This window comes from Streptomyces sp. NPDC007088, from assembly GCF_042869355.1.
Lineage (GTDB): Bacteria > Actinomycetota > Actinomycetes > Streptomycetales > Streptomycetaceae > Streptomyces.
This window is the reverse complement of the sequence record NZ_JBIAFO010000034.1, coordinates 25,568-45,128: the sequence shown is the minus strand read 5'-3', so window position 1 is coordinate 45,128 and position 19,561 is coordinate 25,568. Positions and strand designations below refer to the sequence as shown.

19 protein-coding genes are annotated in these 19,561 nt (G+C 72.3%); 16 read left to right on the top strand and 3 right to left on the bottom strand.

Translation table 11 applies throughout. The features are described from left to right. The first annotated feature begins 174 nt into the window (after positions 1 to 174). The 8 genes from ACFYMP_RS31030 to ACFYMP_RS30995 all read left to right on the top strand — a co-directional run bounded on the left by ACFYMP_RS31030 (position 175) and on the right by ACFYMP_RS30995 (position 7,460). The gene (locus ACFYMP_RS31030; RefSeq protein ID WP_388863824.1) at positions 175 to 819 is read left to right on the top strand and encodes an HAD family hydrolase; all 645 of its coding nucleotides are present in this window, start codon (positions 175 to 177) and stop codon (positions 817 to 819) included. Between the two features lie 41 nt (positions 820 to 860). After that, entirely contained in the window at positions 861 to 2,078 is a 1,218-nt protein-coding gene (locus ACFYMP_RS31025) for an MFS transporter (protein ID WP_388863822.1), read from the top strand. After that, entirely contained in the window at positions 2,047 to 3,219 is a 1,173-nt protein-coding gene (locus ACFYMP_RS31020) for an acetoin utilization protein AcuC (RefSeq protein ID WP_388863820.1), read from the top strand. Before ACFYMP_RS31025 ends, ACFYMP_RS31020 begins: the two co-directional genes overlap by 32 nt. Before the next feature lie 379 nt (positions 3,220 to 3,598). Continuing rightward, entirely contained in the window at positions 3,599 to 4,474 is an 876-nt protein-coding gene (locus ACFYMP_RS31015; RefSeq protein WP_388863818.1) for a phosphatase, read from the top strand. A gap of 128 nt (positions 4,475 to 4,602) precedes the next feature. Beyond that, on the top strand, positions 4,603 to 4,815 hold the full coding sequence (locus ACFYMP_RS31010) for a helix-turn-helix domain-containing protein (RefSeq protein ID WP_363146750.1): 213 nt from the start codon (positions 4,603 to 4,605) through the stop codon (positions 4,813 to 4,815). A gap of 153 nt (positions 4,816 to 4,968) precedes the next feature. Further along, positions 4,969 to 5,067: a 30S ribosomal protein bS22 gene (locus ACFYMP_RS31005; protein ID WP_003948845.1), complete on the top strand. Its 99-nt coding sequence runs from the start codon at positions 4,969 to 4,971 to the stop codon at positions 5,065 to 5,067. A gap of 254 nt (positions 5,068 to 5,321) precedes the next feature. Then, the gene (locus tag ACFYMP_RS31000; RefSeq protein WP_388863815.1) at positions 5,322 to 6,389 is read left to right on the top strand and encodes an NAD-dependent epimerase/dehydratase family protein; all 1,068 of its coding nucleotides are present in this window, start codon (positions 5,322 to 5,324) and stop codon (positions 6,387 to 6,389) included. Between the two features lie 18 nt (positions 6,390 to 6,407). Then, a complete protein-coding gene (locus ACFYMP_RS30995; protein WP_388863813.1) occupies positions 6,408 to 7,460 on the top strand; it encodes a lysophospholipid acyltransferase family protein in 1,053 nt (350 codons plus the stop codon). A gap of 90 nt (positions 7,461 to 7,550) precedes the next feature. Here the strand turns inward: ACFYMP_RS30995 and ACFYMP_RS30990 are convergent, their stop codons facing one another. The 3 genes from ACFYMP_RS30990 to ACFYMP_RS30980 all read right to left on the bottom strand — a co-directional run bounded on the left by ACFYMP_RS30990 (position 7,551) and on the right by ACFYMP_RS30980 (position 11,317). Beyond that, positions 7,551 to 8,870: a DUF5667 domain-containing protein gene (locus ACFYMP_RS30990; protein ID WP_388863811.1), complete on the bottom strand. Its 1,320-nt coding sequence runs from the start codon at positions 8,868 to 8,870 to the stop codon at positions 7,551 to 7,553. Between the two features lie 276 nt (positions 8,871 to 9,146). After that, positions 9,147 to 9,920 carry an ECF subfamily RNA polymerase sigma factor, BldN family gene (locus tag ACFYMP_RS30985; RefSeq protein ID WP_363146755.1) on the bottom strand — a complete coding sequence of 258 codons (774 nt, stop codon included), beginning with the start codon at positions 9,918 to 9,920 and terminating at the stop codon, positions 9,147 to 9,149. Between the two features lie 452 nt (positions 9,921 to 10,372). After that, the gene (locus tag ACFYMP_RS30980; protein ID WP_388863808.1) at positions 10,373 to 11,317 is read right to left on the bottom strand and encodes an HAD family hydrolase; all 945 of its coding nucleotides are present in this window, start codon (positions 11,315 to 11,317) and stop codon (positions 10,373 to 10,375) included. An 84-nt stretch (positions 11,318 to 11,401) separates the two neighbouring features. Between ACFYMP_RS30980 and ACFYMP_RS30975 the strand changes: the two genes are divergently transcribed. The 8 genes from ACFYMP_RS30975 to ACFYMP_RS30940 all read left to right on the top strand — a co-directional run bounded on the left by ACFYMP_RS30975 (position 11,402) and on the right by ACFYMP_RS30940 (position 19,551). Then, positions 11,402 to 11,683, top strand: a complete 282-nt coding sequence (locus ACFYMP_RS30975) for a glutaredoxin family protein (protein WP_388863806.1) — start codon at positions 11,402 to 11,404, stop codon at positions 11,681 to 11,683. Positions 11,684 to 12,073: 390 nt separating this feature from the next. Next, positions 12,074 to 12,892 (top strand): redox-sensing transcriptional repressor Rex, encoded by an 819-nt coding sequence (locus ACFYMP_RS30970; protein ID WP_388863804.1) that lies wholly within the window; start codon positions 12,074 to 12,076, stop codon positions 12,890 to 12,892. After that, the gene (locus tag ACFYMP_RS30965; RefSeq protein WP_388863802.1) at positions 12,889 to 14,259 is read left to right on the top strand and encodes a glutamyl-tRNA reductase; all 1,371 of its coding nucleotides are present in this window, start codon (positions 12,889 to 12,891) and stop codon (positions 14,257 to 14,259) included. The genes ACFYMP_RS30970 and ACFYMP_RS30965 overlap by 4 nt, the downstream gene beginning before the upstream one ends. Next, on the top strand, positions 14,256 to 15,239 hold the full coding sequence (gene hemC, locus ACFYMP_RS30960; RefSeq protein ID WP_388863800.1) for a hydroxymethylbilane synthase: 984 nt from the start codon (positions 14,256 to 14,258) through the stop codon (positions 15,237 to 15,239). The genes ACFYMP_RS30965 and hemC overlap by 4 nt, the downstream gene beginning before the upstream one ends. Continuing rightward, the gene (locus ACFYMP_RS30955; RefSeq protein ID WP_388863798.1) at positions 15,236 to 16,900 is read left to right on the top strand and encodes a uroporphyrinogen-III synthase; all 1,665 of its coding nucleotides are present in this window, start codon (positions 15,236 to 15,238) and stop codon (positions 16,898 to 16,900) included. Before hemC ends, ACFYMP_RS30955 begins: the two co-directional genes overlap by 4 nt. Beyond that, positions 16,897 to 17,889 carry a porphobilinogen synthase gene (hemB, locus tag ACFYMP_RS30950; RefSeq protein ID WP_388863796.1) on the top strand — a complete coding sequence of 331 codons (993 nt, stop codon included), beginning with the start codon at positions 16,897 to 16,899 and terminating at the stop codon, positions 17,887 to 17,889. The genes ACFYMP_RS30955 and hemB overlap by 4 nt, the downstream gene beginning before the upstream one ends. Before the next feature lie 136 nt (positions 17,890 to 18,025). After that, complete coding sequence (locus tag ACFYMP_RS30945; protein ID WP_388863794.1) at positions 18,026 to 18,571, top strand: DUF6932 family protein; 546 nt, start codon at positions 18,026 to 18,028, stop codon at positions 18,569 to 18,571. A gap of 41 nt (positions 18,572 to 18,612) precedes the next feature. Beyond that, positions 18,613 to 19,551, top strand: coding sequence for a hypothetical protein (locus ACFYMP_RS30940; RefSeq protein ID WP_388863792.1), 939 nt, complete (start codon positions 18,613 to 18,615; stop codon positions 19,549 to 19,551). The last annotated feature ends 10 nt before the right edge of the window (positions 19,552 to 19,561 follow it).

Sequence of the window (19,561 nt, the reverse complement as noted above, 5' to 3'; positions counted from 1 at the left end):
ACCCTGTGGGAGAGTAGGACGCCGCCGAACAATTTTTTGCTGGGAGAGCCCCGCACCTTATGGTGCGGGGCTTTTCCGCGTTCCGGGGCCATACCTTGCCGGAGGATTCCGGGGCCCGCGTCCCGGAGGGAAATCCGGGCAGCGGGGTAGCGGGCTCCCCTTTAAGGTGGCGGAATGCGTTACGACCTGATCGTCTTCGACAACGACGGCGTACTCGTCGACAGCGAGCCGCTGTCCAACACCGTCCTCGCCGGCTACCTCACCGAACTCGGGCATCCCACGAGCTACGAGGACTCCCTGCGGGACTATCTGGGCGGCGCCGTCCACCGCGTCCACGACCTCGTGTACGAGCGCACGGGCCGGCGACTGCCCGCCGGGTTCGACGACGAGTACCACGCCCGTGTCTTCGAGGCGTTCCGTCGCGAACTGCGACCCGTCCCCGGAGTCGTCGGCGTACTGAAGACGCTCACCGAGGAAGGAGTGCCCTACTGCGTCGCCTCCTCCGGGAGCCACGAGCGCATCCGGGTCGGGCACCGCAAGACCGGGCTCGACCGGTGGTTCCCCGACGAGCGCGTGTTCAGCGCCCAGGACGTCGGCCGCGGCAAACCCGCCCCCGATCTCTTCCTGCACGCCGCCGCACGCAGCTCCGTCGCCCCCGGCCGCTGCGTCGTCATCGAGGACAGCCCCCTGGGCGTCCAGGCCGCGCGGGCCGCCGGAATGGACGTATACGGATTTACGGCGATGACTCCCGGCAGTCAACTGCCCGGAGTCACCGGGCTGTTCTCGCGGATGGAAGAACTTCCCGGATTGCTCGGCTGATCCGTCTACCGGCGGGTAGCCCAGCCGCCTACGCTCCCGCCATGACGGATGCAGGGATGCGGTACGGCAGGGCCTCGCTCGCGTTCAGTTTCTTCACGCAAGGCGCCGCCTTCGCTCTTCTCGTGACACGAATACCCGCCGTGCAGGACCGCTACGGGATCTCCGACGGGCTGCTGCCGGTGTTCCTCGCCGCCGTGCCCGTCCTCGCGGGCCTCGGCAGTGTCGCGACGGAACAGCTCGTCAAGCGCGTACGGCCCAGCGGGGTCCTGCGCTGGTCCCAGCCGGCCGCCCTGCTCGCCCTGCTCGGTGTCGGCCTCGGCGATTCCATGGCCGAAGTCGCCGTGTGCCTGGCCGCGTTCGGGCTGAGCGTCGGTGCTCTCGACGCGTCCATGAACATGCTCGGGGTGAGTCTCCAGCGGGAGTACGGGCGCAGCATCATGCTCGGCTTCCACGCCGTCTACAGCCTCGGCGGCATCCTCGGGGCCTCGCTGGCCTGGGTGGGGGCGCACTGGCACCTGAGTCTCGCCGTGTCCTACCTGCCGCTCGTCGCGGCCGCCGTGCCCGCCGTGCTGACCGGGAGCCGCTGGTACCGGGACGCGCGCGAGCCCGGGAAGGCCGCGCTCCCGGACGGGGCGGAGGCGGCGGGAGCCGGCGGGCAGGCCGTGGTGTTCCGGACGCTGCTTCCGCTGTGCCTCGTCATGTCCTTCGCCTACATCGGTGACTCCACCGTCTCCAACTGGAGTGCCAAGTACCTACAGGACGTGCTCGGCAGCTCCGAGCAGCTCTCCACCGTCCCGTACAACGTGTACATGGTCACGACGCTGATCGGGCGGGCGCTCGGGGACTTCGGGGTGCGGCGGTTCGGGCCCGTCTTCGTGGTGCGGGCCGGCACGCTGCTCGCCGCCTGCGGCTTCGGGGTGGTCGCGCTCGCGCCCGGCGCCTGGACGGGGATGGCCGGGTTCACTCTGCTGGGCCTCGGCCTGTGCGTCCTGGTCCCGCAGACCTTCGCGGCCGCGGGACGGATGTTCCCGCACGCCTCGGACGCGGCCGTGGCCCGGCTCAACATCTTCAACTACGTCGGTTTCCTGGTGGGTTCCCCGCTCGTCGGGGCGCTCGGTGACGCGTGGAGCTACCGCGGCGCCATGCTCGTGCCGCTCGTCCTGGTGCTGCTGACGCTGGGCTACGCCCGTTCCTTCGCGCCGGGGCCCGCCCGGTACGGTGACGGGCATGAGCGGCCGCGCGCAGTTGATGTGGGATGACGCAGTCACGGGATACGACTTCGGGCGGGACCACCCGATGGACCCCGTACGGCTCGCGCTGACCCGGGGGCTGGTCTCCGCCCTGGGAGTCGACAGCGGACTCGACGTCGTCGCTGCGAAGGCCGCCGGGGAGTCCACGCTGCGGCTCGTGCACCGGCAGGACTACCTCGACGCGGTCAGGGCCGCCTCGGCAGACCCGGGTTCGGCGCGGGGTGAGTACGGTCTCGGCACCCTCGACGACCCGGCCTTCGCCGGGATGCACGAGGTGTCGGCGCTCATCGCCGGGCAGTCGGTGGGCGCCGCCGAGGCGGTGTGGGGCGGGCAGGCGCTGCACGCGGTGAACTTCGCCGGGGGGCTCCACCACGCCATGCCGGGCGCGGCCTCCGGGTTCTGCGTGTACAACGACGCGGCGCTCGCCGTGGCCCGGCTGCTGGAACTCGGCGCCGAACGGGTCGCGTACGTCGATGTAGACGTGCACCACGGGGACGGGGTGCAGGCGGCGTTCTGGGAGGACCCGCGGGTCCTGACGATCTCGCTGCACGAACATCCGCGCACCCTGTTCCCGCACACCGGCTGGCCCGAGGAGACCGGGGCGGCCGAGGCCGAGGGGTCCGCCGTGAACGTGGCGCTGCCCGCGGGTACCGGGGACGCGGGCTGGCTGCGGGCCTTCCACGCGGTCGTACCGGAGCTGCTCGCCGACTTCCGGCCCCAGGTCCTCGTCTCGCAGCACGGGGCCGACACGCACTTCGAGGACCCGCTGGGGCACCTCGCGGTCTCCCTCGACGCGCAGCGCGCCGTCCAGGTGGCCTGCCACGATCTGGCGCACACCCACGCGGACGGGAAGTGGGTCGCGCTGGGCGGGGGCGGCTACTCGGTCGTGGACGTCGTACCGCGCTCCTGGGCCCATCTCACGGCGATCGCGGCGGGGCGGCCGGTGGACCCGGCGGAGCTGGTGCCGGAGGAGTGGCGGCATCAGGTGTACGCGGCGACGCGGCAGGCCGGGCCGGGGCGGATGACGGACGGGAGGTGGCCGGTGCGGTGGCGGCCGTGGGAGGAGGGGTACGACCCGGCCGACCGGATCGACCAGGCGGTACGGGCTGTGCGGGGGGCGGTGTTTCCCCTGCGGGGGCTGTTGGCGTGAGGCGGGGCCGAGGCGGGGGCCGGGCCGGGGGCCGGGCCGAGGCCGTGCGCGGGTGCGGGTCGTCGGGGCCGGCGTCTCGGGGCTCCGCCCCGGGCCCCGCTCCTCAAACGCCGGAGGGGCTGCATTTTGGGCCCCGTACTTGAAAGTCCCGCTCCTCGAACGCCGGACGGGCTGGATTTTGGGCCCCGTACCTGAAGCCGAGGGACTGGATCTGGGCCCCGCTCCTCAAGCGCCGTACGAGCTGGATCTGGGCCCCGTACCTGAAGCCGAGGGGCTTGCTCTCCCGGCAGGCAGGCGGTGTTCCGTTGGGCCATGCGGGGGACCGCCTGCCGTATGCCCGGCGGGGGGTGGGGGCCTGCGGGAGCATCGGAGGGTGTCGATGGCGTCGTCGTGTCCCGGAAAGCCGTTCATTCCGCGGCAGTTGCCGCGTGCGGGAGGGCCCGCGGAGGAGGAGTGGCTGCGGGAGTACCTGATGCGGGTGCGGCTGGCCGGGGCGGTGGCCACCGGGCGGGAGGGGAGTCTGCGGCGGTACCGGCAGTTCGCCGCCAGGGACCCGCGGGCGCTGCTCGGGCTCGATCCGCGGGGGCGGTGGGGAGTACCGGAGATCCTGGAGCTGATGGCCGAACGGTGCGGGGTACGCGCCGACCCCTCGTACACCGAGGGCACCGACACCATCGACCCGGACCGTACGCTCGCCGCGTTGCGGGCCTTCGCCGGGCGGCTGCGGGAAGCCGCAGACCGGCGGATTCCGGTACTCATCGGGACCGGGCACCCGCACCGGTTGCTGGAGTTCTACGTCACTTTGGCGAGTGCCCTGTCGGCGGCGGGATGTGAAGTCCTCACCCCGGCGCGGGGGAGACGTGTCGACATGACGACCCGGTTCGGTCTACGCACCCACAACCTCGACTACGTCCGGGGCGTCGCGACGCTACGGGAGGCGACCAGCCCGCGCGCCGGTGGTGAGCCGGGCGTACACACCCATTCCCCACTGCCCGTACGGACGGCTCTGGCGGCGCTCGCCGAGGCCGGCGGGCCGCCTCCCGGGCTGGTGATCGGTGACCACGGATGGGTGTGCGGCGCAGGTCAGCTGGGGTGTGAGGCGATGGGCCCGGCGGACGCCGACGACCCCGCGCTGTTCGTCGGGGAGGCCGAGGGGCTGGTGTCCGTGGCCGTGCCCCTCGACGACGCCGTGCGGTCCGCTTACTACCGGCCGCTGACGCGCTATGTACTCAATCAAGCGTGTCTGTCACAGTAAACGGCGGATGACATCTCCTCTTCCTCACTCGCATCACCCGCCCCTAGTCTGGGGAGTGAGCGCATAGCGACGAGGAGTCACCGGAGGGGAAGCCGGTGCCCGTCCCGTGCGGAAGGTTCAGGTGAGTGATGGCTCCTGCTGACGAGCGGCCTCTGAACGAGGTCCAGTTCCTGACGGTCGCCGAGGTCGCCTCGGTGATGCGAGTGTCGAAGATGACCGTGTACCGCCTGGTGCACAGCGGTCATCTGCCCGCCATCCGGGTCGGGAGGTCCTTCCGGGTCCCCGAGCAGGCGGTCCACGAGTACCTTCGCGAGTCCTATGTGGGGGTGGAGACAGCCTGAGGACCGCCTGAGGGCGGTCCCGGCAGCCTCGATTACGGCCTCGGAGCCGGTACGGGTAGGCTAGGCCGACGTAGGTCGTGTGGGCCCATGCAGCCCCGCACCAAGTGCCCCCGCCCTCTGCGGGGGTGATCCGAGAAGTGAGCGAGGGTTGTCGTGGGCTCTGTTATCAAGAAGCGGCGCAAGCGGATGGCGAAGAAGAAGCACCGCAAGCTGCTGAAGCGCACGCGCGTTCAGCGTCGCAACAAGAAGTGAGCGTGCCCCGCGTGAGCGGGGAACGTCCGGGGGCCGCCCGCGCGGCGGCTCCCGTCACTTGAGGCGGCACGCGCCGAAGCGTGAACCCGGCCCTCCCACCGTTCCGGCGGCGGGAGGGCCGTGGTGTGTCCGCACGCCGTGGCGGCGGCCCGGGTGCCGTGGTGTGTCCGCTCGCGGCTCCGTCTCCCCGGCCCCACCCGCTACGGTGGCGCCCACAGGCTTTTCGGCGGCGCGGGAAGGCAGGCGGGCTCAAGGTGGGCAAGGTCGTGCTCGTGACGGGGGCGGCCCGGCGGCTGGGCGGGCGGTTCGTGCGCGGGATACAGCGCGATCCGGCGGTGGAGCGGGTCGTCGCGGTCGACGCGGTGGAGCCCGAGCACCCGCTCGGCAGGGCCGAGTTCGTCCGGGCCGACCTGCGGCGCCCCTCCATCGGCCGGGTGCTGGCCGAGCACGGCGTGGACACCGTCGTGCACATGGACGTGACGGGGACGGCGCTCGGCGGCGGCAGCCGGGCCGGGGTCAAGGAGACCAACGTCATCGGCACCATGCAGCTGCTCGGCGCGTGCCAGAAGTCGCCGACGGTGCGGCGGCTCGTCGTGAAGTCCTCGACCACCGTGTACGGGGCGGCGCCCCGCGACCCGGCCGTGTTCAGCGAGTCGACCCCGCCCAAGTCGCTGCCCAGCGGCGGCTTCGCGAAGGACGTCGTGGAGGTCGAGAACTACGTGCGCGGTTTCGCGCGGCGCCGCCCCGACGTCGCCGTGTGCGTGCTGCGCTTCGCGAACATCCTCGGCCCGAGCGCCGACTCCCCGCTGGCCGGCTACTTCGCGCTGCCCGTGCTGCCCACCGTCCTCGGCTACGACCCGCGCCTCCAGTTCGTGCACGAGGACGACGTCGTCGCCGTACTGCGCCTGGTGAGCCGGGAACCGCAGCGCTCGGCGCGCGGCAGCGGCACCTTCAACATCGCGGGCGACGGCGTGGTGCTGCTCTCGCAGTGCGCGCGGCGCCTGGGGCGGCCCACCGTGCCGGTCCTGCTGCCCGCCGTGAACTGGGTGGGTTCCGCGCTGCGTACCGTGGGCGTGACGGACTTCTCGCCCGAGCAGATCAGGCTGCTCACGCACGGCCGGGTCGCCGCGACCGCGCTGATGCGCGAGACACTGGGGTTCGCCCCGGCGTACTCCTCCCTGGAGACCTTCCTGGACTACGTACGGGTGCGGGGCCCGGGGCTGCTGCCGCCGGAGGCCGTGGGCCGGGCCGTGGACGGGATGGCGGCCGTGGGCGGCCGGCTCGTACGCGGCCGGGGCCCGGCCGGCCGCGAGAACACCTGAGCTGAGGAGCGCAGCACGATGGCGGACGCCAAGGTCATCCCCTTCGACGACGACCGCTCGCGCGGCCCGGCCCGCCCGGGGCGGCGCAGGAGCGGCCCCCGGCGGCCCGCGTCCGCCGCCGAGCCCCGCCAGGACGCGGTGGCGCGCCCGGCCACCGTCCTGCCCCCGCGGCAGGCGGGGCCCGCGCCGGAGCCCGGACCCGCCCGGCAGGACGGGGAGGCGGGGGAGCCCGGGGGCTGGGAGCGGAGACTCGCGGGCTCGCTCGCCTTCCTGCGCCGGCGCCTCACCGGGGAGTACGAGGTCGACGCCTTCGGCTACGACGCCGAACTCACCGATCAGGTCCTGATGTCGCTGCTGCGCCCGGTGTACGAGAAGTACTTCCGGGTCGAGGTCAAGGGCATCGAGAACATCCCGGCCGAGGGCGGCGCGCTCATCGTCGCCAACCACTCCGGGACGCTGCCGCTGGACGGGCTGATGCTCCAGGTCGCGGTCCACGACGAGCACCCCGCCGCCCGGCACCTGCGGCTGCTCGCCGCCGACCTCGTCTTCATGCTGCCCGTCGTCAACGAACTGGCCCGCAAGGCCGGGCACACCCTCGCCTGCGCCGAGGACGCGGAACGGCTCCTGGACGCCGGCGAGTTGGTCGGGGTGATGCCCGAGGGCTTCAAGGGGCTCGGCAAGCCCTTCTCGGAGCGGTACAAACTCCAGCGCTTCGGCCGGGGCGGCTTCGTGTCCACGGCGCTGCGGGCCGGGGCGCCCATCGTGCCCTGCTCGATCGTCGGCGCCGAGGAGATCTACCCCATGGTCGGCAACGCGCGGACCGTGGCCCGGCTGCTCGGCTTCCCCTACTTCCCGCTCACGCCCACCTTCCCCTGGCTCGGGCCGCTCGGCGCCGTACCGCTGCCCACGAAGTGGACGATCCAGTTCGGGGAGCCGATCCCCACCAGCGGCTACGCGCCCGAGGCCGCCGACGACCCGATGCTCATGTTCAACCTCACCGATCAGGTTCGCGAACGCATCCAGCACACGCTGTACGAGCTGCTCGTGCGACGCCGCTCGGTGTTCTTCTGACCCGCCTTGTGGGGGCGGGTACGCGGACGAGGGCCGCACCGAGTGGATCGGTGCGGCCCTCGCCGGGGTACGGAACCGCTGAGCGGAGACCTAGGAGTCCTCGTCCTCGGCGCTGACGCCCAGCCCCGGCAGTATCCCGGGCAGCAACGGCGGGAGGGTGACCTCCGGGACCGAGGGGGCCCTGTCGAGCGGGCCGGTCCCCTTGCCCGAGCCGCCGCCCTCCGCGCCCTGGCCGGTGTTCTCGCCGCCGGAGCCCTCGGAGCCCTTCGAGGGGGACTCCTTGGACGCGTGCGGGTCCTTGCCGAGCGGGTCGAGCAGACCGCCGCCGCCCAGCAGGCCGCCGTCCTTGTCCTTGCGGGAGCCGTCGGAGGGCTCGGAGGCGTCCGCCGAGCCCGAGGGCCCGCCGCCCGACTCCGCCTCGTCCTTGCCGGACTCCTCGGGGGAGGACGGTCCGCGCCGGGACTCCTCGGGGCCGCCGCCGCTGCCCCGGCCGGACGGGGAGCGCGGCTGCTCGGGGGTGCCGCGCTTCTCGTCGGGGGACTGCGGGAGCAGTGAACGCAGGGGGTCGACCGCATCGTCTATGGCGGCGAAGACCGAGGTGACCTCGTCGCTGACGTCGAGCAGTTGCGGGGGCAGCCGGTCGCGCAGCGCGCTCCACGCCTCGCGGTGGGAGCGGGTGAACGAGGACAGGGCCTGCATGTGGCCGATCGACTTGTCCTCGGCGTAGGCCCTGCTGAGCAGCCGGTGGCCCTCACCGGCGTCGAACCTCACCCCCGACAGGGCGCGTCTGACCTCGCTCAGCTGCTCGTGGTCGAGGCGGCCCGCCCGGTCGCGCTCCATGAGTCTGCGCGCCTCGGACAGGCGGGTGGAGGCCTGGCCGAGCAGCAGCTCGCCGCGCCGGGCGTCGTCCCCCGCGAGTCCGAGCTGGAGGTCCTCCATGCCGCGTTTGAGCCCGTAGAGCGAGTCACCGGGCAGGGCGTCACCGCTCGCCGCGGCCACCCCGCCGAAGGCACCCGCGGCCACCCCGACCGTGAGCCCGCCGGCGGCGAGCCGCTTGGAGAGCCGGGTGCGGGGCTTGAGCTTGCTGAGCGGGTTGGCCCGGTGGGCGCCCTTGCGGGAACGCTGCCCGGGGACCGCGGGGCTCGCGCTCCGGGCCTCGGGGACGGTGCCCTCGCGCAGCATGGCCTCCATCGCGGCCACGAGCTGCGCTCGCTGGACGACCTTGACCTCCGGGTCCATCTCGGGGGACGGCAGCTCGCCGAGTCCGGTGGCGAGCGTGAGCATCCGGCTCCGCTCGCCCGTCTCGGCCGGATCGGTGCCCTGCTGTGCCGCGAGGCCCGGGTCGGGCCGCTCGTCCAGAGCCTGGGCGAAGGCGTTCGCCCGCCGATGCGCCGATACGTTCGCGATCACTGGCGGCACCTCCTCTCGTCATGACGATCGGCTCCCCAGGAGGTCCTGGTGGGGGCTGCCCCCGCGGGTGCGGAGGCGGCGTGACCGCGGGGAGCCTGCATCCCGGACAACGACGGTCTCGGCACATGGGTTACGGACGGAGCGCGAACCTGCGGCCCCGAATCGGTGAGCGTCACCGAACGTGCCGGAACGGTCGCCGTGGGTGCGCGTCCGGCGGGGCCGCCGGACCGCCGGGGGTGAGGGATCACGGTCCTGGGGACGGCCCGGGGGGCCGGGTCAGCGGGCGTCTTCGGGGAGCAGCCGGGCGAGGGTGCGCACGGCACGGTACTGGAGCGTCTTGATCGCGCCCTCGTTCTTGCCCATGACCCGGGCGGTCTCGGCGACCGAGAGGCCCTGGAGGAAGCGCAGGGTCACGCACTCCTGCTGTTGCGGGTTGAGGCGGCGCACGGCGTCCAGGAGGGCGGCGTTGGAGAGCGACTCCAGGACCGAGTCCTCGGGGCTGCGCTCCACCTCGTTGGCGTCGAGCATCTCGCCCGTCGTCACTTCCAGGCGGAAGCGGCTGGACTTGAAGTGGTCGGCGACCAGATTGCGGGCGATCGTCACGAGCCAGGCGCCGAAGTCGCGGCCCTGCCAGGTGAAGGTGCCGATCCTGCGCAGGGCGCGCAGGAAGGTCTCGCTCGTCAGGTCCTCGGCGGTCGCCTTGCCGCCGACGCGGTAGTAGATGTAGCGGTAGACGGTGTCGCTGTACTGGTCGTAGAGGCGTCCGAAGGCGTCGGCCTCCCCTCCCTGGGCGCGCTCCACCAGCTCCATCATGCGGGCACTGTCGCTGTCGGCCGCGGGGCGCCTGGCGGTGGCGCTCGGGGCGGCGGACCGGCCTCGTCTCCCGACGGCGGTGCTCCCCTCGGCCAGGGCGTAGCACGGGCGGGCGGGCGCTGGGGTGGCGAAGACGGGCGCGGCGAACGCGGTGGGGACGAAACCGCGCAGACGGTCGACGACCGAGGCGCGGAGCGTAGCCAGGCCCGAGGCGTCAACCCCGACGTGTGGGTACACGGGACTCCCAGAGGCAGAGCTTCCAACACGTGCAGTCCGGGGCTCTGTCGTCAGCGTCATCCGTCACTCAGTCTCTTCACTCAGCGTGCTGATGGCAGGGGCCCGGTTTGCGTCTGAGGAGAATAACGCTTCGTACAGGCAGCGCTACACCGAGTTGCTCAAATCACCGGTTACGTCGTTTCTCTTACCGAGTGGGCACCAGTCAATGGCCATGAACTGCACGGATGTTGACAGGATCAGTGCGTTTTCGGTCAGCCCCGGGTTCGTGTTGTGGCCGAGTCGGCGTGCGGCGACTGGCCGGCGGCGGGCGGGGGTATGACGTCCGATTGGCCTGCTCCGGGGCGGGCTTCACGCTCCGTGACGAGACCGGGAGCGGACCCGGAAAACGGCCCCTGACGTGCGGGGCCGTTGGTGCGGGAGAGGGTTCCGGGCGCCCCGGCCGGCGTTCCGGGTCAGGCGCGGCGGCGGTGCAGGGCGATCGCGGCGGCCGTTCCGCCGGCCACCGCGCCGACTCCGGCGGCCGCCGGAATGCCCACCCGGACGGCCTTGCGGCCGGTGCGGTAATCACGCAGTCGCCACTCGTGCTCGCGGGCGTACCTGCGCAGTTTCGCATCAGGATTGATCGCATACGGATGTCCGACGAGGGAGAGCATCGGGACGTCGTTGTACGAGTCGCTGTACGCGGCGCAGCGGTCGAGGTCGAGGTTCTCGGCGGCGGACAGCGCGCGCACCGCCTCGGCCTTCGCGGGGCCGTGCAGGGGCTCGCCGACCAGGCGCCCGGTGTACACGCCGTCCACGGACTCCGCGACGGTGCCGAGGGCGCCGGTCAGTCCTAGGCGGCGCGCGATGATCGTGGCGGTCTCGACCGGGGCGGCCGTCACGAGCCACACCTTCTGGCCCGCGTCGAGATGGGCCTGCGCGAGCGCCCGGGTGCCCGGCCAGATGCGGTCCGCGAGGTACTCGTCGTAGATCTCCTCGCCGATGGAGGTGAGTTCGGCCACCCGGCGCCCCTTGACGATGGAGAGCGCGCTGTCCTGGGCGTCCTGCATGTGGCCCGCGTCCTCGACGCCGGCGATCCGGAACCACGCCTGCTGCCAGGCGAAGCGGACGAGTTCGCGGCGCTCGAAGAAGCGGCGCTTGTAGAGGCCCTTGCCGAAGTGGAAGAGCGTCGCGCCCTGCATCACCGTGTTGTCGAGGTCGAAGAACGCGGCGGCCCTCTCGTCCCCGACGACCGGGAAGACGGGTTCGTCCGCGGCGGGTTCGGGCGCCGTCCCGCGGGCGGCCTGTCCGGCGGCCTGCTCGTTCTTGCGGGCCGCCTCGGCCGCGGCCTCGCCTGCCAGTACGCTGCGGGCCGTGGCGGGGCGCCTGCGATGGGTGAGCCATCCGAAAGCGGCCATGCGGTCGAGCATAGCCAGTCGCGGGGGTGTCGCGCCGACGGGGAGAAGCGGGGGCCGCCGGGGCCCGCGGTCAGAATGGACGGCATGAGTCCTCTCTTCGGCCGTTCCCGCCCGTCCCGTCCCGCCGCCGCCGAGCACGTGGTCACCCTCGTACGGAAGCCGGGGTGCCATCTGTGCGACGACGCGGAGGCGGTCGTCTCGGAGGTGTGCGCGGAGAGTGGGGCACGGTGGGAGACGTGGGACATCTCTCAGGACGAGAAGCTGTACCGGAAGTACTGGGAGCAGATCCCGGTGGTGCTGGTGGACGGGGAGCAGCACACGTTCTGGAAGGTGGACGCGGAGCGGCTGCGGCGGGCGCTGGGGTAGGGCACGGGCACGGGGGGCGCGGGCGCGGGGCGCGCCGGGCGCTGTCCCCGTGCGCGGACGTACTCGACGGGGCCGCCTCCAGCCCGTCCGCGGCCGCGCGACGGGCTGGAGGCACAGGCGATGCCGGTACCATGGATACGTTTGGCTCGGGGGTGCAAAACGCGCGAATCCTTCGGAAAGGTGTCGGTCGTGGCCCCCCTCGGTCCCCTGGTGAGCCCGCGCTCCGCCGGTTCCCCGCGTGGGCGGAATCGGTGCGTGACCCCCATCACTTTGGGTGGACAAAACGGACACCATCTTTGTGCACGCGTTCACAAAGACATAGCCTGCTTTCGACGGGGCGGTCCTGGGACATCTGACCGCCCAGAGCCCCGCTCTACCCGCAGGAGCACCGTGGCAACTGGCCGAACTCACCGACCGGCGACCCGCAGCCGAGGAATTCCCGAGGCCACCGTCGCCAGGCTTCCGCTGTACCTCCGAGCGCTCAACGCACTGTCGGAACGCTCGGTACCCACGGTCTCCTCCGAGGAACTGGCCGCGGCCGCGGGGGTCAACTCCGCGAAGCTGCGCAAGGACTTCTCGTACCTCGGCTCCTACGGCACCCGCGGGGTCGGCTACGACGTCGAGTACCTCGTGTACCAGATCTCCCGTGAGCTGGGGCTCACCCAGGACTGGCCGATCGTGATGGTCGGTATCGGCAACCTCGGCGCCGCGCTCGCCAACTACGGCGGTTTCGCCTCGCGCGGGTTCCGCGTCGCCGCCCTGGTCGACGCCGACGCCGCCCTGGTCGGCAGGCCGGTCGCCGGGATGCCGGTGCAGCACATCGACGAACTGGAGTCCATCGTCCGGGACCAGAGCGTCTCGATCGGTGTCATCGCCACCCCGGCCGGCGCGGCCCAGCAGGTGTGCGACCGGCTCGTCGCCGCCGGAGTGACCTCCATCCTCAACTTCGCGCCCACCGTGCTCGCCGTCCCCGAGGGCGTCGACGTACGCAAGGTCGACCTCTCCATCGAGTTGCAGATCCTCGCCTTCCACGAGCAGCGCAAGGCCGGTGAGGAGCACGCCGACGTCGAGGCCGCCGTGCAGAACGGTGCCACCACCGCGGTCAGCGGGGTCGCCGCCAAGGAGACCCGCGCCCCGTCCGCCGGAGCGGACGAGGACGCCGACCGCAAGGGACCCGACGGGGACGTACCCGCCGTGATGCCGGCATGAGCCTCCTCGTCGTCGGACTGAGCCACCGCAGCGCCCCGGTCAGCGTGCTGGAACGCGCCTCGCTCAACGCGGAGTCCCAGTCCAAGCTGCTCCAGGACGCGCTCGCCGCCGAACCGGCCGCCGAGGCCGCCGTCCTGGCCACCTGCAACCGCATCGAGCTGTACACCGACGTGGACAAGTTCCACGCGGGCGTCGCCGAGATGTCGACGCTGCTCGCGCAGCACTGCGGCGTGGGCCTGGACGAGCTGACTCCTTATCTTTACGTGCACTACGAGGACCGGGCCGTCCACCACCTGTTCTCGGTGGCCTGCGGGCTCGACTCGATGGTCGTCGGCGAGGGGCAGATCCTCGGGCAGATCAAGGACGCCCTCGCGCGCGCCCAGGAGACGCACACCGCGGGCCGGCTGCTCAACGACCTGTTCCAGAAGGCACTCAGGGTCGGCAAGCGGGCCCACAGCGAGACCGGGATCGACCGGGCCGGGCAGTCCCTCGTGACCTTCGGCCTCGAACAGCTGGCGGCCGGGGACCCGCGGGGCGTCTCCGTGGCCGACTGGGCGAAGGGCAAGCGGGCACTGGTCATCGGCGCCGGGTCGATGTCCTCGCTGGCCGCCGCGACCCTGGCCCGCGCCGGGGTCGACGAGGTCGTCGTGGCCAACCGGACGCCGGGGCGCGCCGAACGGCTCGTCGCGATCCTCACCGAGCCGGGCTCCACCGGGGTCCTGGCCCGCGCGGTGCCCATCGCCGAGGCGGTCGACGAACTCTCCCGGGTCGACGTGGTGGTCTCCTGCACCGGGGCCACCGGGCTCGTCCTGCCCGCGCAGGCCATCGAGGCCGCGACGGCCGGCCGCGCCACGCGGCCCCTCGCCCTGCTCGACCTGGCCATGCCCCGGGACATCGACGCCGCCGCCCACCGCCTCGACCACGTCCGCCTCGTGGACATCGAGTCGCTCGCCGCGGCGAGCGCCGACGCCCCGATGGCCGCCGACGTGGAACAGGTCCGCTCGATCGTCTCGCACGAGGTGGACGCCTTCGGCGCCGCCCAGCGAGCCGCGCACATCACGCCCACCGTGGTGGCGCTGCGCACCATGGCCGCCGATCTCGTGGACGCCGAAATGGCGCGTCTGCGCGGCCGGTTGCCCGGACTCGACGACAAGGAGCGCGCGGAGATCACGCAGACCGTGCGCCGCGTCGTCGACAAGCTCCTGCACGCACCCACCGTGCGGGTGAAGCAGCTCGCGAGCGAACCCGGCGGCGCCGGGTACGCGGACGCGCTGCGCACGCTCTTCGACCTCGACCCGCAGACGGTGGCCGCCGTCAGCAGGGCCGACGCGAGCAGTACAGACGACCCGAATCGAGGGCGGTCATGACCGACAAGCCACTCCGGCTCGGCACCAGGCGGAGCAAACTCGCCATGGCGCAGTCCGGACTCGTGGCCGATGCCGTGCGCGAGGTGACGGGCAGGCCCGTCGAACTCGTGGAGATCACGACGTACGGCGACACCTCGCGCGAGCACCTCGCGCAGATCGGCGGTACGGGGGTCTTCGTCACCGCGCTGCGCGACGCGCTGCTGCGCGGTGACGTGGACTTCGCCGTGCACTCGCTGAAGGACCTGCCGACGGCCCAGCCCGGCCATCTGGTCCTGGCGGCGACGCCGAAGCGGGAGGACCCGCGTGACGCGCTGGTCGCCCGCGACGGACTCCGCCTCGACGAGCTGCCGCGCGGCGCCCGGATCGGGACCGGTTCGCCGCGCCGCATGGCCCAGCTGAACGCGTACGCGCGCAGCCACGGCCTCACCATCGAGACGGTCCCGATCCGCGGCAACATCGACACGCGCATCGGGTTCGTCCGCAACGGGGAGCTGGACGCGGTGGTACTCGCCGCCTCCGGGCTCAACCGGATCGGCAGGTCCGGGGACGTGACCGGGTACCTGCCGGCCGACACCGTCCTGCCCGCCCCCGGCCAGGGGGCCCTCGCGGTGGAGTGCGCCGCCGGACACACCGTGGACGGCCTCTCGCTCCCCGACGCGCTGGCGCGGCTCGACGACCCGTTCACGCGGGCCGCCGTGACCGCCGAACGCGCTCTGCTCGCCGCCCTGGAGGCCGGTTGCAGCGCCCCCGTGGGCGCGCTGGCCGACCTGCTGGCCGACGGGCAGCAATCCACCACCACTGCCACCGAAATGCGCCTGCGCGGCGTCGTCGGCACGACCGACGGCTCCGAGCTGGTGCAGCTGACCACCACCGGTCCCGTCCCCCGCACGCATCAGGAGGCGACGGCGCTCGGCGCGGAACTCGCCGCCGAGATGCTGGCGAAGGGCGCGGCCGGCCTGATGGGGGAGCGAGCACTTTGAGCCCCACCACCTCCGCACTTCCGGTCGCCTCCGTGCAGGCGGCATCCGGGCACGTCACCTTCCTCGGTGCCGGTCCCGGGGACCCGGGACTGCTGACACTGCGCGCCGTGGAGGCGCTGGCCGCGGCCGACGTACTGATCGCCGAGCCGCGGGTACTCGATGTCGTACGGGCGCACGCGCGCGGCGACGCGGACGCACCGCACCTGTCCGACGAGGCGTCAACCGCCGCCGGTGTGCCCGGTATCGGTGACGCCGCCAATCTTGTCATGCAGGCCGCCCGCGGCGGCAGGCGGGTGGTGCGCGCGGTCGCCGGGGACCCGGGGCTGGACACGAACGCCGCCGACGAGATGCTGGCCTGCGCCGCCGAGGGCATCCCCTTCGAGGTGGTGCCGGGCATCGCGGCCGCCGTCGGGGTCCCGGCCTACGCCGGGGTGCCGCTGCGTGACGCGCAGGGCACCGACGTCCGGTTCGTGGACGCCGCCTCCGCCTCGGACCGCTGCTGGACCGAGGTCGGCGCGAGCGACGGCACCGTCGTCGTCTCGACCACGCTGGACTCGGCGGCGCGGGCCGCCGGGGAGCTGGTGGCGGCCGGCCGCAAGCCGGACACCCCCATGTCGCTGACCATCGCCGGTACGACGACGCGGCAGCGGACCTGGACGGCGACGCTCGGTTCGGTCGCGCAGGTCCTCAAGCAGGCGAAGGTGCTGCCCTCCCCGGACGGCGGCCAGCCGGTGATAGCCGTCGTCGGGGAGCGTTCGGCGCCCGCGCAGCGCGATCAGCTGTCGTGGTTCGAGTCGAAGCCGCTGTTCGGCTGGAAGGTCCTGGTGCCGCGCACCAAGGAGCAGTCGCAGTCGCTGTCCGGCCAGTTGCGTTCCTACGGCGCGGTGCCGCACGAGGTGCCGACCATCGCGGTCGAGCCGCCGCGTACCCCGCAGCAGATGGAGCGGGCCGTCAAGGGCCTGGTCACCGGGCGCTACGAGTGGATCGCCTTCACCTCCGTCAACGCGGTGAAGGCGGTGCGGGAGAAGTTCGAGGAGTACGGGCTCGACGCGCGGGCCTTCGCCGGGATCAAGGTCGCGGCGGTCGGCGAGCAGACCGCGAACGCGCTCATCGCCTTCGGCGTGAAGCCGGACCTGACGCCGAGCGGCGAGCAGTCGGCCGCGGGGCTGCTGGAGGACTGGCCGCCCTACGACGCGGTCTTCGACCCGATCGACCGGGTGTTCCTGCCGCGCGCCGACATCGCCACGGAGACGCTGGTGGCCGGGCTCATCGAGCTGGGCTGGGAGGTCGACGACGTGACCGCGTACCGCACCGTGCGCGCCTCGCCGCCGCCGGCCGACACGCGGGAGGCGATCAAGGGCGGCGGTTTCGACGCGGTGCTGTTCACCTCGTCGAGCACCGTGCGCAATCTGGTCGGGATCGCGGGCAAGCCGCACAACGTCACCGTCATCGCCTGTATCGGCCCGGCCACCGCGAAGACGGCGGAGGAGCACGGGCTGCGGGTCGACGTCATGGCGCCGGAGCCCTCGGTGGCCAAGCTGGCGGCGGCGCTCGCGGACTTCGGGGCGCGGCGCAGACTCGCCGCCGTCGAGGCCGGCGAAACGGTCACTCGCCCGAGCGAGCGGCGCCCGGGTTCACGTAGGAGGCGCAGCACGTCATGAGTGAGTACGGAAGTTTCCCCGGGGTGCGGCCGCGCCGGCTGCGGACGACGCCGACGATGCGCCGTATGGTCGCGCAGACGCGGCTGCACCCGGCGGACCTGATCCTGCCGGCCTTCGTCCGCGAGGGCATCGACGCGCCGGTGCCGATCGCGGCGATGCCGGGCGTCGTCCAGCACACCCGCGACACCCTGCGCAAGGCCGCCGTCGAGGCGGTCGAGGCGGGCGTCTCCGGGATCATGCTGTTCGGGGTGCCGGAGGAGTCGAAGAAGGACGCGACGGGCTCGGCCGGTACCGACCCGGACGGCATCCTCCAGCAGGCGCTGCGGGACGTGCGCGCGGAGGTCGGTGACGAGCTGCTCGTCATGTCCGACCTGTGCCTGGACGAGTTCACCGACCACGGCCACTGCGGGGTCCTCGACGCGAAGGGCCGGGTCGACAACGACGCGACCCTGGAACGGTACGCGGAGATGGCGCAGGTCCAGGCGGACGCGGGGGCCCACGTGGTGGGCCCGAGCGGCATGATGGACGGCCAGGTCGGCGTCATCCGGGACGCGCTGGACCAGACCGGCCACGAGGACGTGTCGGTCCTCGCGTACACCGTGAAGTACTCCTCGGCCTTCTTCGGCCCCTTCCGCGAGGCCGTCGGCTCCTCCCTCCGGGGTGACCGCAAGACGTACCAGCAGGACCCGGCGAACGCCTCGGAGTCCCTGCGGGAGCTGGCGCTCGACCTCCAGGAGGGCGCCGACATGGTCATGGTCAAGCCGGCCGGCCCCTACCTCGACATCCTCGCGAAGGTCGCCGAGGCCAGCGACGTACCGGTCCTCGCGTACCAGATCTCCGGCGAGTACGCGATGATCGAGGCCGCCGCCGAGAAGGGCTGGATCGACCGCGACAGCGCGATCCACGAGGCGCTGCTCGGCATCAAGCGCGCCGGGGCGCGCAACATCCTCACGTACTGGGCGGTGGAGGTCGCCCGGAACCTGAGGTGACCCTCCCGTACTGAGCGCCGGGCCCGGTTCCCTTCGGGGGGCCGGGCCCTTTGGCCATGAGGTGGTCACTGGATGGGGTGAAGCGGCTGTCGCGGTGGTGATCCAGTCCCTACGATGCCGTTCGGGAGGGACGGGGATGCGGCTACTTGACTGCCTGGACCAGCGGACGGGCCTGCTTCCACCAGGGCGTTACGGCGCGAGCCTGGAGGAGCTGGCGGACGAGTTCGTTCATGCTGAGGTGTTCGACGCGTCTCGTACGCGACGGGATCTGTGGGCGGAGTGGGAAAGCCACCGTGCCGTCATCGAGCTGACCGCGGGGGGAGTGGACCGGATCTGGCTGGCGGGCAGTTTCGTCAGCGCGGAGCTCGATCCCCGGGACATCGACGTCACCTACTTCATCGGTCTGGGCAGGTACAACGAGCTGAGCCGGGCGGACGTCGCGGACCTCGTGGAGTTCACCGAGGTCGCGTGGTGCCGCTCGAACGGGATGCGGGTGGATGCCTATCTGGTTCCCTTGCTGGACGGCACGCCCTACGACCGGATGACGAAAGGCGCGCTGTCCGCCGCTGAGGAAGACTCGTTGCGGGGTATCGGTCTGTACGACGAGGTGTGGCAGCGTCCGCGCCGGTCCCTGGGTCCGGTTTCCGAGGGACGCCGAGGCTACGTGGAGGTACTGCGATGACAGCTGCTACCCCCTTCCCGGAGAGGGGGGACCGGGAAGCGGTGCGGGCCTGGCTGCGCGCTCGACGTGGTGAGCGCAGCGAGGACCGGCCTGTTCCCGCGAGTGCGGCCGAGTTCGCGGCCGCTCAGCGAGCGAAGCTGCTGCGCGGCTTCGGCGTGGAGGTCGACGACGTTCCCGTGCAGCGTCTTGACGTGGCCCTCACCGGGACGGCGACCGAGACGCACACGGTGAGAATCGGCGTACTGGGCCCTTTCCTGGAGAACCTTCAGGAATCCGTACAAGCGGTCGCCCAAGCTCTCACCGGGCGTCCGACCAGCTTTGCCTCCGTGCCGCGGTGGATCAAAGAGGAGACGGCCCTGAGCGCCGCCGCTGTGTTCCCCTCGTCGTTCGGGCTGACCTTGTACGGGCCCGGGGAACGCGAGGCCGCGCCCGAACAGCAGACCCTGTTCCCCCGGGCCGAGGTGACCCTGGACGACGCTTTAGGGGTGCTCCTCGACCTGGCGGAACTCTCCGAGAGCCCGAGGGCGCTGGACGATGATCTGGCGGAGGAACTGGTGGGCCTCGGGCGGCGTGCGCTCAAGCATCTCGGTTCGCTGACCGGTGCGCTGTCGGACGAGGGGCTGGGGCTGCGTCTTTCGTGGCGTCCGCGTGAGGGGCAGACCCGCCTCACCGAGTGGTCGCCGGGTGCCATGCAGCGAGTACGACTGATCTGTGAGCAGAGCGAGTTCGCCGAGGCGGAACAGATGACGGTGACCGGCAGGCTTGCCGCTGCCGATATGCTGCGAGGCTCTGTGGAGATCGTGACGGAGGCTGCCGAGCGGGTGCGTGCCGGCGTCGACGAGGAGTGGTCCCAACGCCTGCCCGAGTTTCTCGGCAGACGCGTGGAGGCGCAGACCGAGGTCACTCGGGTGTTGTCGGCAGGCCGGGAGAGGCGGGTCTACACGGTGCTTTCGCTGCGGGAGGCGGAACAAGGGGTCTGAGGCGTGCTGC

Coding starts and splice junctions, on each gene's coding strand:
- ACFYMP_RS31030 (WP_388863824.1), top strand. CDS start 175: ATGCGTTACGACCTGATCGTCTTCGACAACGACGGCGTACTCGTCGAC.
- ACFYMP_RS31025 (WP_388863822.1), top strand. CDS start 861: ATGACGGATGCAGGGATGCGGTACGGCAGGGCCTCGCTCGCGTTCAGT.
- ACFYMP_RS31020 (WP_388863820.1), top strand. CDS start 2,047: ATGAGCGGCCGCGCGCAGTTGATGTGGGATGACGCAGTCACGGGATAC.
- ACFYMP_RS31015 (WP_388863818.1), top strand. CDS start 3,599: ATGGCGTCGTCGTGTCCCGGAAAGCCGTTCATTCCGCGGCAGTTGCCG.
- ACFYMP_RS31010 (WP_363146750.1), top strand. CDS start 4,603: ATGGCTCCTGCTGACGAGCGGCCTCTGAACGAGGTCCAGTTCCTGACG.
- ACFYMP_RS30995 (WP_388863813.1), top strand. CDS start 6,408: ATGGCGGACGCCAAGGTCATCCCCTTCGACGACGACCGCTCGCGCGGC.
- ACFYMP_RS30980 (WP_388863808.1), bottom strand. CDS start 11,317: ATGGCCGCTTTCGGATGGCTCACCCATCGCAGGCGCCCCGCCACGGCC.
- ACFYMP_RS30975 (WP_388863806.1), top strand. CDS start 11,402: ATGAGTCCTCTCTTCGGCCGTTCCCGCCCGTCCCGTCCCGCCGCCGCC.
- ACFYMP_RS30965 (WP_388863802.1), top strand. CDS start 12,889: ATGAGCCTCCTCGTCGTCGGACTGAGCCACCGCAGCGCCCCGGTCAGC.
- hemC (WP_388863800.1), top strand. CDS start 14,256: ATGACCGACAAGCCACTCCGGCTCGGCACCAGGCGGAGCAAACTCGCC.
- hemB (WP_388863796.1), top strand. CDS start 16,897: ATGAGTGAGTACGGAAGTTTCCCCGGGGTGCGGCCGCGCCGGCTGCGG.
- ACFYMP_RS30945 (WP_388863794.1), top strand. CDS start 18,026: ATGCGGCTACTTGACTGCCTGGACCAGCGGACGGGCCTGCTTCCACCA.